The organism is Streptomyces sp. HmicA12 (assembly GCF_000373565.1).
In the GTDB taxonomy this organism is placed as follows: Bacteria; Actinomycetota; Actinomycetes; order Streptomycetales; family Streptomycetaceae; genus Streptomyces.
Genome location: NZ_KB891851.1, coordinates 85,719 through 97,952 on the forward strand (window position 1 = coordinate 85,719; position 12,234 = coordinate 97,952).

General features: G+C 68.1%; 7 protein-coding genes. 6 read left to right on the forward strand and 1 reads right to left on the reverse strand.

The features are described from left to right. The first annotated feature begins 146 nt into the window (after positions 1-146). Entirely contained in the window at positions 147-1,724 is a 1,578-nt protein-coding gene (locus B072_RS0139440; RefSeq protein ID WP_018535516.1) for an amino acid permease, read from the forward strand. Between the two features lie 72 nt (positions 1,725-1,796). After that, entirely contained in the window at positions 1,797-3,305 is a 1,509-nt protein-coding gene (locus B072_RS0139445) for an ArnT family glycosyltransferase (RefSeq protein ID WP_018535517.1), read from the forward strand. Here the strand turns inward: B072_RS0139445 and B072_RS0139450 are convergent. Then, a complete protein-coding gene (locus B072_RS0139450) occupies positions 3,285-4,352 on the reverse strand; it encodes an LCP family protein (RefSeq protein WP_026246788.1) in 1,068 nt (355 codons plus the stop codon). The genes B072_RS0139445 and B072_RS0139450 overlap by 21 nt on opposite strands. A 350-nt stretch (positions 4,353-4,702) precedes the next feature. Between B072_RS0139450 and B072_RS0139455 the strand changes: the two genes are divergently transcribed. From B072_RS0139455 to B072_RS0139470, 4 genes are all read left to right on the forward strand, one after another. After that, a complete protein-coding gene (locus B072_RS0139455) occupies positions 4,703-5,830 on the forward strand; it encodes a hypothetical protein (protein ID WP_018535519.1) in 1,128 nt (375 codons plus the stop codon). A gap of 288 nt (positions 5,831-6,118) precedes the next feature. Beyond that, on the forward strand, positions 6,119-7,927 hold the full coding sequence (locus B072_RS0139460) for a stealth family protein (protein ID WP_018535520.1): 1,809 nt from the start codon (positions 6,119-6,121) through the stop codon (positions 7,925-7,927). Between the two features lie 45 nt (positions 7,928-7,972). Further along, complete coding sequence (locus tag B072_RS0139465; RefSeq protein WP_018535521.1) at positions 7,973-10,708, forward strand: bifunctional glycosyltransferase/CDP-glycerol:glycerophosphate glycerophosphotransferase; 2,736 nt, start codon at positions 7,973-7,975, stop codon at positions 10,706-10,708. A 28-nt stretch (positions 10,709-10,736) separates the two neighbouring features. Further along, positions 10,737-12,212, forward strand: a complete 1,476-nt coding sequence (locus B072_RS0139470) for a glycosyltransferase family 2 protein (protein ID WP_018535522.1) — start codon at positions 10,737-10,739, stop codon at positions 12,210-12,212. The last annotated feature ends 22 nt before the right edge of the window (positions 12,213-12,234 follow it).

Sequence of the window (12,234 nt, forward strand, 5' to 3'; positions counted from 1 at the left end):
GCACACGCGGGACCGAGCCTCTGGGCCGGTCGGGCCCCTTCGGGTGGTTCGACCGGCCCATTCGCGTGAAAACCCGTGACCGGCCGGGTATTCGGTGCCTACTCGTCTCGATCATGTCGAGACCGAGGACCGAGCCGCATGGAGGTATGCCGGTGACCACGCAGCCAGACTCAGGCCCCAGGCCGGGTGCGCAACGCACGAACGGCCTGTTCCGCACCAAGTCCATCGAGCAGTCCATCGAGGACACCGAGGAACCCGAGCACCAGCTCAAGAAGACCCTCTCCGCGCTCGACCTCACGGTCTTCGGCGTCGGCGTCGTCATCGGCTCCGGCATCTTCGTCATCACCGGCACCGCCGCCACCGACTACGCGGGCCCGGCGGTCACCCTCTCCTTCGTCGTCGCGGCCGTCGTCTGCGCGCTCGCGGCGCTCTGTTACGCCGAGTTCGCCTCGACCGTCCCGGTCGCCGGATCCGCGTACACCTTCGCCTTCGCCTCGCTCGGCGAGTTCCCGGCCTGGATCATCGGCTGGGACCTCATCCTCGAACTGGCCCTGGGCTGCGCGACGGTCTCCGTCGGCTGGTCCGGCTACGTCCAGTCACTCCTGGACAGCTGGGGCATCCCGCTGCCGGACGTGCTCCAGGGCCCGGGTTCGGGCAGCGGCTTCAGCTTCAACCTGCCCGCGTTCCTGCTGGTCCTCGCCGTCATGGCGGTCGTGGTCATCGGCATGAAGCTGTCCGCCTGGGTGACGTCCGTGGTCGTCGCGATCAAGGTCACCGTGGTGCTGATCGTCATCGCGGTCGGCGCCTTCTTCATCACCGGGTCGAACTACAGCCCGTACATCCCGCCGAGCAAGCCCACCGAGGGCGGCTCAGGACTGAGCCAGACCCTCCTCGAAGGGATCGCCGGGTTCACCCCGTCCAGCTTCGGCATCATGGGCATCTTCACGGCCGCCGCCGTCGTCTTCTTCGCCTTCATCGGCTTCGACGTGGTGGCGACCGCCGCCGAGGAGACCCGCAAGCCGCAGAAGGACGTCCCGCTCGGCATCCTGGGGTCGCTGGCCATCTGCACGGTCCTGTACGTGGCCGTCGCCGCCGTCGTCACCGGCATGCAGAACTACAAGAAGCTCGACCCCGAGGCCCCGCTCGCCGAGGCCTTCAAGGCGGTGGGACACCCCTTCTGGGCGGGCGTCATCTCCTTCGGCGCGGTCGTCGGCCTCACCGTCGTCTGCATGATCCTGCTGCTCGGCCAGAGCCGCGTCTTCTTCGCGATGAGCCGCGACGGACTGCTGCCGCCGGTGTTCAGCGCAGTGCACCCCAAGTTCCGCACGCCGTACCGCTCCACGATCATCCTCGGCGTGCTGACCGCCCTGGTGGCCGGCCTCATCTCCCTGGAGGAGCTGTCGAAGCTGGTCAACATCGGCACGCTGTTCGCGTTCGTCATCGTCGCCCTCGGCGTGCTGATCCTGCGCCGCACCCGCCCCGACCTGCCGCGCGGCTTCACGGCGCCGTGGGTGCCGGTGCTGCCGATCGCCTCCGTGGCCTGCTCGGTGTGGCTGATGCTCAACCTGTCGGTGGAGACCTGGCTGCGGTTCGCGATCTGGATGGTCATCGGCGTCGGCATCTACTTCGCGTACGGGCGCCGGCACAGCCGCGCCGCGGTGGGCGCGGGGACTTCGGGCACCTCGGGTGCTTCGGGGTCCTCGGGGTCCGGCAACTCCCGGTAACCGTCAATCCCTTGACCCGGCCCCGTATGTCCCGCTTCGGCAGGGACTGCGGGGCCGGATAGTTTGGCGCCCATGCTCACCGAGGCGTCGCCGTCGCTACCGTACGTGTCCGAACACCGCCGCGACGCCCCGCACACCAGACCTGCCACCGCCCGCCGCGGCTACTGGAGACGACTGGTCCCGCTCCTCGCCCTGCTCGCCTGCGTCACCCGCGCCCCCTCCTTCGCGCAGCCCCTGTGGAACCCCGACGAGGGCTATCTCGCCGTCCAGGCAAGGATGTTGGCGCACGGCGGCGCCCTGTACGAGACCGTCGTCGACCGCAAACCGCCGCTCGTGCCCTGGCTGTACGAGGCCGTGTTCGCCCTCTTCGGGTCACAGTCGCTCACACCGGTCAAGGTCTGCGCCGTGGCGGCCCAGTTGGCGACGGCCGTGCTGCTCGCCTCGATCGCCCGCCGCCGCTGGGGCAACCCGGCCGGGCGCATCGCGGGCGCGCTGTACCTCCTCGTGTCCATCGGGCTCAACCCGGAGGACGCGCAGGCCGCGACCTTCGAGGTGTTCATGCTGCCGTGGACCGCGGCGGCCGTGTGGTGCGCCGACCGGCGCCGCTGGGCCCTGTGCGGGGCCGCGGTCGCCGGAGCGTTCCTCACCAAGCAGACCGGGGCGGCCATCCTTGTCCCGGTGGCCTGGATGATGTGGCGCTGCGCGGCGCCCCGGGCGGACGTGGTGCGGTGCGCGGTGGGTGTGACGGCGCCGATCCTCGCGGCCGCCTGCGCCACCGATCCCTCCGGTTTCCTGTTCTGGACGGTGACGGGTTCGGGCGCGTACGCCTCCTTCACCGGCTCCGAACTCCACGTACTGGTACGGGGGTTGGTGAACGCCGCGATCCTCGGCGTGGCCTGCGCCGGGATCCTGCCGCCGGTCGTCCGCGTCCTGCGCATCGCCCGCACGGGCTGCGCCGACCTGTGGCTCTGGCTGGGCTCGTCCGTCCTCGCGGTCCTGGCCGGCTTCCACTTCTTCGGCCACTACTACCTGCAACTCGTGCCCCCGCTGGCCCTGTTGGGCACCGCCGCACTGCAGATCCTGCCGCGCGAACGGGTCGCCCGCGCCCTGCTCGTCTCCGTGTGCTGCTGCGGGCTGTTCCTGGCCTGGGGCATGCTCGCGCCGCGCCCCGACCTCGTCCACGCGCAACGGGTCGCCGACGAGGTGCGGGCCCGGTCCGCCCCGCACGACCCCGTCCTGGTGTGGGGCATGCACCCGGAGACGTACTGGCTGGCCGACCGCTCACCGGCGAGCCGCTTCCTGACGGCGGGGCTGCTGACGAACTACAGCGGGGGCCGGGACGGCCCACAGGTGGGGGAGAAGTGGGCGGTGCCGGGAACGTGGCGCGCCTTCCGCACCGAGTTCGCGACGCGGCCGCCTGCGCTGGTGGTGGACGATGCGCGGGGTGCGGCTTATGGGGTGGAGCGGGTGCGGACGTTGAGGCGGATGCTCGGCCCGTACGAGGAGGTCGCGCGGGTGGACGGAGCGGTGGTGTACGCCCCGTCCGGCGGCCCTCAGGCGTCAGCCGCCCGTCGCGGGTGACTTCTTCGCCGACTCGGGGATCGTGGAGTCGGTGCGGATCGCCTTCCACAGGGTGCTCGCCTGCGGTTCGGCGGCGACGACACGGTTGGGGTCGACCTTGTCGTAGGCGACCGGCAGCATGATCGTCTCCATGGACGCGGGGTCGACACCGTTCATGCTGCGCGCGAACTTGCCGAGCGAGGTGAGCGAAGCGAGCCCGGAGTCCGTGGTCAGCGATTCCGTGAGGCTGTCGGCGACCTTGTATGTCTTGGTGGGGCTGCCCAGCAGGTCCTGCTTCTTGATCTCGCTCAGCAGGGCGATCATGAACTGCTGCTGGAGGCCGATGCGCCCGAGGTCGGACCCGTCGCCGATGCCGTGCCGGGTGCGCACGAACGCCAACGACTGGTCGCCGTCGAGCTCGTGTGTCCCGGCGGTGAGGTCGAGGCCGCTGGACTTGTCGTGGATCGGCTGGTCGACCTTGACGGTGACACCGCCGATCGCGTCCACCAGCCCCTTGAATCCGGCGAAGTCGATCTCCATGAAGTGGTCCATGCGCACCCCGGACATCGCCTCGACCGTCTTGACCACACAGGCCGGACCGGCGACCGAGTACACGGAGTTGAACATGACCCGCTTCGCCGACGGCAGCGTGCCGCCGTCCTTCTTCGTGCACTCGGGCCGGGTGACCAGGGTGTCCCGGGGAATGCTGATCGCGGTGGCCCGCTTGCGGCCCTCGGGTATGTGCATCACCAGGGCGGTGTCGGAGCGGGCGCCGGAGACATTGCCGGTCTTCAGCGCGGCGTTGGCGCCGGACCGGGAGTCGGAGCCGAGGACCAGGATGTTCTGGCCGGAGGTCGGCAACTTCTCGGGGCGGTCCTTGCCGATGGCCTTGTCGAGGTCGACGCCCGTGATGTTGCCGTCGAGGCGGGAGTAGAGCCAGTAGGCGGTGCCGCCGAGCACCAGGACGAGACCCAGCAGGGAGAAGAGCACGATCCGGCCCGTGCGACGCTTCTTCTTCGGCGCTTTGCGACTGCGCTTGCCGGGAGCGGCATGTCTGGACGGTGGCACAGGGGTGTTCGGGTCGTGGCTCACGGCGGGTCCTCGCAACTCGTGCCCAGAGGGCAAGGGCAGCAGGCCGCTCCCGTGAGGGGCCGGGTCGGTGCTGCTCGGCTGACGCTTGACTGCAGAACTATAGACATGTACTCGAATGTTCATTTGAGCGATGTGCCCGGTTGATCACGCCCCCTAGGTGACGTTCCTTTCCGGCTTTCAGGCGTCTGGAACCGTCCGCGTGGCTGTGACCTGGGGGCGGGCGGTATCCACCGGGTGGCAGGACGTGTGTTCGTACAGGCTTATGATGTGCCGGATTCTGGAGTCTTCTGTGAACATCGGGCCCGGCGAGGGAAGGGGCGGCACACATGCGCGGCAGAGGTGCGCAGGCGGTGGAGCGGCGGTCCCGATCCGATGTCGACGTCGAGGTGCCGCCTCGCCGTGCGGCGGCGACCGTGGCCTCGGGGGCGTGGCTGCTGCGCGGGAACGACGACCGACTCGCGGTGTACGCGCTGGTCGAGGGCGGAGTGCACCGCTGGACGGAGACCGTTGTCGGCAGCGGACGCTGGAGCGGGCCGGACTTCTTCTCCGTCGACGGGCTGACCGACCTCACCGTCGTCCAGGGCGCCAACCGCTACGTGCACTTCATCGGCCGTAGGGAGAAGCGTCAGAGCGGGGGCGTGCCGAAGGTCGACGTGGTCTACGCCGTGCAGTACCAGTCAGGTCGGACGCTGGGGGAATGGCGTTCGCTGGGCAACCCGTTCCGCGACCAGAGGGACGCTGTGGCGCTCGGCGTGCCGACTGCGGCCGTCGACGGACAGGGCACGGTGCACATCTTCGTCTCCGGTGGTGCCGGTGGGGTCATGCTGCGCCGTGAGTCCAAGAGTGGCGCATGGGAGGCCTGGAAGGATCTCAGGGGCGGTGAGGTGGCCGGTGGTCTTGCGGCCTCCGCCACCTCTGCCGGGTTCGTCGAACTGTTGGCGCCGGGGCGCAGGTCGGTGATGCGCTGGGTGCAGATGGAGCAGGCGGGGGAGTTGCGCAGGGCGCAGGACCTCATGCCGGCCCCTGCTCCAGGATCGGCGGCGCTCCTGGAGGCCGTGCCCGGCGTCTTCACCGCGTACTGGACCGAGCAGACCGGGACCGGCGTCTACGCGCAGCGACCCGGTGAGTGGGCATTCCCCATGGGAGGGGCCCCCGGGGCGGGTCCGCACGCCATGCTCCGGGCCATTGTCGACGGCTACGACTGCACCGTCCTGGCTCATCAGGGGCGCACCGGCACGGCCGTGTTCGGGCTGTGCGGTGCCGGGGCCGAGGCCTCCGGAATGTGGTGGACCGACACCGGGGTGACCTGCACGGGCGCCCCGGCGCTGGCGCTGGACGGGCGGGGGCGGGTCGTGATGGCGACGGTCGCGTCGGACCGGACCGTTCTGGTGAGCCGTCAGTGTCGTGAGCCCGGACTCGTGTTGTCCGATTGGGACCGACTGCCCGGCTGCTGAGCCCCTATCTACCCTCTTCGATTCCGTCAAGAGCATAAAAGGTTGTACGCCCTTTTGGTGAGCGTTGTCACACGCCCAAACGTGATCAGAATCTGTCGGTGCCTGTACTTTTAAGAAACCTTCATGTGAAGGTTTCTGGGATTCCCGGCGTTTCGGCAATCTCAGAGCAATGCGGGTGATGCCCGATGTATGTGGTGATGGCGAGCTTCTCTGGGCCGAGGGGGCACATCGCGAGATGTGTAACTTCCCCGGCGAACAGGGCTGCTAGGTGTGGATGGTGGATGCCTCGTGGTTGGGTCGGACAACCCGGAAGCCGGCGCGCTGCTCTCGGTGTACCGCTCCGCGGTACCGACCGGCGCGCGGCAGCGGATCGTTCGCGGCATGCCCGTCCCGGTCCGAAAGGCGGTCAAGTCCTCGCTCACCGCAGCCGACTCCATGCGGTCGGCCGCAGTGGTCTGGGCGATGGGCGGGAAGCGCAACGCCCCTCGGCACAGTGCCGCGTACAACAACCGTGTCGTACGGGTCGGGCGCCGTCACATGCGCGCGCTGCTCGTCGAGGGCGCGACGGACTGGGCGGCTCGCGCCCGCAACCTGAACATCATGGTCTCCGTCCTCGAGGCGGCAGGCATAGACCACTTCTGCGTACGGGGCACCAACAGCGGACTGCCGGCCGTGGCGATACCCGCCGATGCCCGTCCGCAGGTCGAGGAGCTGCTCCAGCTGGCCTTCGCTCAGGCGCCGGGCTATGTGGGCCCCGCCGGTGGAAACGAGTCCCGCATGGAGCCCGGTGACGAGGAACGGTCGTGGCGGCAGCTGCGCAAGCACAAGGTGTTGCGCGTCGCGTGGTACGTGTGCGACCCGACCCAGCAGCTCGTCTTCGGTGCGGCCAACGGATGCGACCTGGAGGTGTGGACCGAGCGGGACGGCGAACTGAAGGCGCCCCGTCCCAACCGTGTCATCGACGCCGTCCCGCTGGATGCTCCCCGCAAGTCGGCACCACAGAGTCTGTTCAGTGCGATTCCTCCGGCGTACGAGACGGGAACCGCCCGCACTCTGGCGGAGTTCGCGGTCCCGCTGCCGGAGGATCACCAGTTCCCGATCGATGTGATCTACACCTGGGTCGACGATTCGGACCCGGTCTGGCGGGAGTCGCGCGACCGCGTGCGCGGCTGGTTCCGTACGGACGGACTGCACGAGCAGGCGGCCAACGATTCACGGTTCACCAGCCGCGACGAGCTCCGCTACTCCCTGCGGTCGCTCCATCAGAACGCGCCCTGGGTGCGAAACATCCACCTCGTGACCGCGGGCCAGGTTCCGTCCTGGCTCAACACGCAGCACCCGAACCTGCGCGTGGTGGATCACCGGGAGATCTTCTCCGATCCCGCCGCGCTACCCACGTTCAACTCGCACGCCATCGAAAGCCAGTTGCACCATGTGCCGGGCCTCTCGGAGTGCTTCCTGTACCTGAACGACGACGTCTTCTTCGGGCGCCCGGTCACGCCCGGACACTTCTTCCACCCGAACGGCATCACGAAGTTCTTCACCTCGCCTGCGCTGATACCCGGTGGCGGGGTGTCTCCCGACGATCTCCCGGTCAACGCGGCAGGCAAGAACAGCCGTTGGCTCATTGCGCAGAAGTTCGGCACGGCCATCTCCCAGAAGATGAAGCACACGCCGCACGCGCTGCGCAGGAGCGTGCTCCAGGAGATCGAGGGGACCTTCCCCGACGAACACACCGCGACGCAGCACTCGCGCTTCCGTTCGCCCGGGGATGTGCCGATCGCCTCGTCGCTCCACCACTACTTCGCGTACCACTCCGCCCGCGCGACCGTGGGCGAGATCCAGTACCGGTACATCGATCTCTCGGCGGACCTGGCCGAACGGCGTCTGAACACGCTTCTCGCCAACCGGAACATGGACACCTTCTGCCTCAACGACACCGTCGAGTGCGCAGATCCTGAGGCTCAGCGAGACATGCTCGCGTGTTTCCTCAACGCCTACTTTCCGGTGGCCAGCCCCTACGAAACCGCTGGCCACGCGAACGTTCTTGAGCAACGTGCCGAGCCGGAGAAGGTCCTCGATGCCGCTGATCACTGAGAGTCCCGTCCTTGCCGCTCCCTTTGTGATTGAGCCTCGCCGAGCATGAATTCCTATGACGTCACGCTGGTCGTGCCGGTCTACAACGTCGAGCAGTATCTCCAGGAATGCCTGGACTCCATCGAGGCACAGACGGTCTTCGACCGGTGCGAGGTGCTGCTCGTCGACAACGGCAGTACGGACAGCTCCTACCGACTCTGCGCGGACTTCGCCCGTCGCCACGCCAACGTGACCGTGCTGGTACGCCACGGCGGCGGCGCCGGAGCGGCACGCAACCTCGGGATGGACCGGGCCACCGCCGCGCGCATCACCTTCTGCGACTCGGACGACGTCCTTCCGCGCACCGCCCTCGAACGCATGCTGGAGGCGTCCCGCGCGACCGGCGCGCAGGTCGTGGTCGGAGCGATGGAGACCTTCCCGAAGGCCACCAACTGGGCCTGGAAGGGCCACTTCGGCAAGGGGGACCGGACGTTCGACAGCATCGCCGAGGCACCCGAACTGATCCATAGCGCGAGCGCCTGCAACAAGCTGTTCGACCTCGCCTATCTGCGCTCCCACGGCATCCGGTTCGCGGAGGGCACGCACTTCGAGGACGCGTACGTGGGCGTCTCCGCGCTGGTCCTGGCCACCCGCCTCGCGCTCGTCGACGCGTGTGTCTACAAGTACCGCAAGCGTGCGGCGGGCAATTCGACCATGGACGCGATCTGGACCCGGCGGGAGAACTACTGGGACCACCTTCGGCTCGTCGAATATCTGCACCGGCTGGGCTCGGCGCTGCCCGTCCGCGTCCGGACCGTGCTCGACCTCTTTCTCGTACGCAGCTATCAGGGGTTCGCGCTGCGGGCGCCCGATCTCTTCCAGGGGGCCGAACTGGAGGAGATCTACGCGCGCTGCCGGAGCATCTACTGGAACGTCGCACCCGAGACGATCCTCGAGGCCACCGCTGACGCGCGCCATCGGGTGGCCTATGTCGCGTTCGTCATCGCAGACTTCGAACTCTTCTCGGACCGGGCGACCAGGCTGTGCATGCTCTCGGTCCGCGACGGACGCCCGTATCTCGGCGATGCGCTGCCGGACCAGCTGGCCCCGCTCCTGGAGGGCACGCCCTTCACCGTGCACCTGGAGCACATCCGCAAGGTGCCGGGGACTAAGGTGCTGCGTATCTCCGGACGGTTCGAGATCTGTGGCATGCCGCTCGTTCGGCCCTTGCCCGCCCGCCTGGGCGTGCGGGTGCGGGGGAGTCGTCTCAGCGTCTCGGCCACTCAGGTCCGTCGGCGGGACATGAGGAACATCCGGTCCGACACCGAGTGGGGCGGGTTCACGGCAGACCTGCCTCTCGACTCCCTGAGGCGTGGGGTCCATGACCTTGAGTTCGTCGTCGACGCCGAGGGCGGTCAGGCGGTCAGCCCGTGCCTGGTCGCCGCCGGTTTCCTGCGCGGGGCGCGCGTCGTGCGGCACCGTGCCGTGCGCGTGGTGCCGCACTGGCGTGGGAAGAACCGAGCTGTCCTCATGGTCTCCGGTGCTTCGCGCGGCGTCGGCCCGGCGGCCGTCCGCGGCAGCCTGCTCGCCAAGGATGTCAAGCACGTGCTGCGCAGACGGCCTTTCTGGAAGCAGCGACTGCTGCGCCTGCTGACCAAGCCGCTGTTCCTCGGCCGGGACATCTGGTTGTTCGGGGAGCGCGGGGACACCGCGCAGGACAACAGCTGGCACCTGTTCCGGCACGCACGTACCGCCGAGAAGCGGCGCGGTGCCTACTACGTCATCCGCGCGGGCAGCCCCGACCGGGCGCAGCTCGCGGGGCTCGGGCATGTCGTCGCGCACAGCTCTCTTCGGCACAAGCTGTTGATGCTGCACGCGTCCGCACTGATCAACGCCTACGACATCGACACCTACATGCTGCCCGACGGCTGGGACAGGACCCGCTTCCTCAAGCATCTGAACTGGCGGGTGGGGGCACGCCGAGTGTTCCTGCAGCACGGGGTGACGGACAAGGACGTCAGCAAGGGCCTGCACCGCAATCGCACCGGGGTGGACCTGATCCTCGCGGTGAGTCGGCACGAGGCTTGGTTCCTGTCGGAGGAGCTCGGATACGAGGGCCAGGTGGAGATCACCGGCTTCCCTCGGTTCGACGCGCTGGTGCCCGAGCGCGGCGGGCGCCGGATTCTGTTCATGCCGACGTGGCGGTCTTACCTGACCGTCCCCTCGTACAGCCGTGACGGTGGTGGCCGCGAGGCGAAGCAGGCCATGCGCGACAAACTGTCCGCCTCCAGCTATCGCCGTTTCATGGTCCGGTTCCTCAACGACCCGACGCTGCTGGCGGCTCTGGAACGGTACGGGTACACCCTCGAGTTCCTGCCGCACTACGAAATGCGTGCGGTTGTCGGCGACATGGTGCCGGACCACGACCGGGTTCGCGTCCTCGACCAGAACGAGATCAGCGTGCAGGACGCCATGCGCCGGTGCGATCTGTTCATCACGGACTGGTCGTCCACCGCCTTCGACGTCGCCTACCTCGGAACTCCCTTGGTCTACGCGCAGTTCGACGCGGACGAGTACTGGGACGGGCACTACCAGAAGGGGTACTTCGATGCCCGCCGTGACGGATTCGGGCCGGTCGGCGAAACAGCCGAGGAAGTGGTGGGCGAGATCATTCGCTACATCCAGGGGGGCTGTGAACGCGAGCCCGAGTATCTGCGGCGGGTCGAGAAGTTCTTCGAGTACCGGGATCAGCAGAACAACGCGCGAGTGACCGAGGCCGTCGAGCACCTTGTGCGGGGTTGAAATCTGATGTGGTCTGCCAGGAGGAAAAATGTCCCAAGCCAACCGTGACGTGACGGTCGTCGTGCCGTTCCGTGACGTCCAGAACTACTTCTCCGAGTTTCTGGCGTCAGTGGCCGCTCAGACGGCTTTCGCGCGTGCGCACGTGATCCTCGTCGACAACGGCAGCAGCGACCAGTCCGTGGCCATCGCGAGCGAGTTCGCGCGTGCGCATCCCAACGTTGACCTGGTCGCTCAGCCGCAGGGCCGGGCCGGCGACGCCCGCAACATGGGCATGGACATGGCTTCGACGCCGTACATCGTCTTCTGGGACGCCGACGACATCGTCCCCGAGGGGTCCCTGGAAGTCCTTCGGAACACCATTGTCAAGACCAGGGCCACCGTGGTCGTGGGGCGCGAGAAGCACACGCCCAAGCCGGTCAAATCGCCCTGGCACAAGTACTTCGGCAAGAACGTCAAGACGGTGAACAGCGTCGTCGACATCCCGGACCTGATCCACTCGGCGTCCTGCTGGAACAAGATCTTCGACCTCGACCTGCTGCGCTCCCAAGGCATCCGGTTCGGTTCCGCCATGGCCTTCGAGGACGCGTACGTCTCGATCCCCGCGCTGCTCCTGTCCGAGCGGATCTCGCTGGTGGACGCTCCCGTCTACGAGTACCGCAGGCGGGGTGACGGCACGTCCGTGATGGACACCATCTGGGACCTGCCGCAGAACTACGTTGACCAACTGGCGATGCTGGAGTACCTCGCCGGCATGCGCCAGAGCCTGACCCCCTACCACCAGGAGACGCTGGAGCGATTCCTCATCCGCAGCCTGCAGGGTTTCCTGCTGAGGGCCCCGCGTGTGTTCGGCGAGGGCGACTGTCGGCAGCTGTTCGAGCGGTGCCGCGCACTCTACTGGGGGATCACCTCGGAGCAGTTCGCGCGCAGCACCAATGACACCCGGCACCGGCTGCCATACCTGGCGATGCACTACGGCGACTTTGACCTCTTCTACCGCCCGGCCGCCGTCCTCGGCTCGGTCTTCGGCCGCGAGGGCGACCTCTACGTCGACTACCCGGGTACGTCCTGGGCGCTACCCCTCACCAAGGTCACGTCGGTCCCGGCCCGTATCGATGGAGTGTCTGCGGGCGAGGGAGGGGCCGTGGTCGTCCACGGCAGCTTCTCGGTCAACGGGCTTCCCGACGAACTGCTCGCCAAGATCGAACTGCAGGTCTGGTTCGAGCGGAGCGGCAAGACCCTGCCCGCGGTCAACCACGGTCAGGCCCATGACGGAACAGGCCGACCGGGAGCCGCCTTCAGCGTCGCTCTCGACCCCAGGCAGTTCCAGGCCGGCTCCTTCCCGGTACGTCTGGTTCTGTGCACCCGAGGCCGGGACGTCTCGCGCCCCTGCACGGTCTCGCCAGGCTTTGCCCAACAGCCCCCCGTCACCGGTTTCCACGGTCTCACGCGTCTCACGGCGGACGGCGGCAACGCCCACCTCGTCATCGAGTCGGCCCAGCACTGATCACCATCCGCTCCAGAAATGG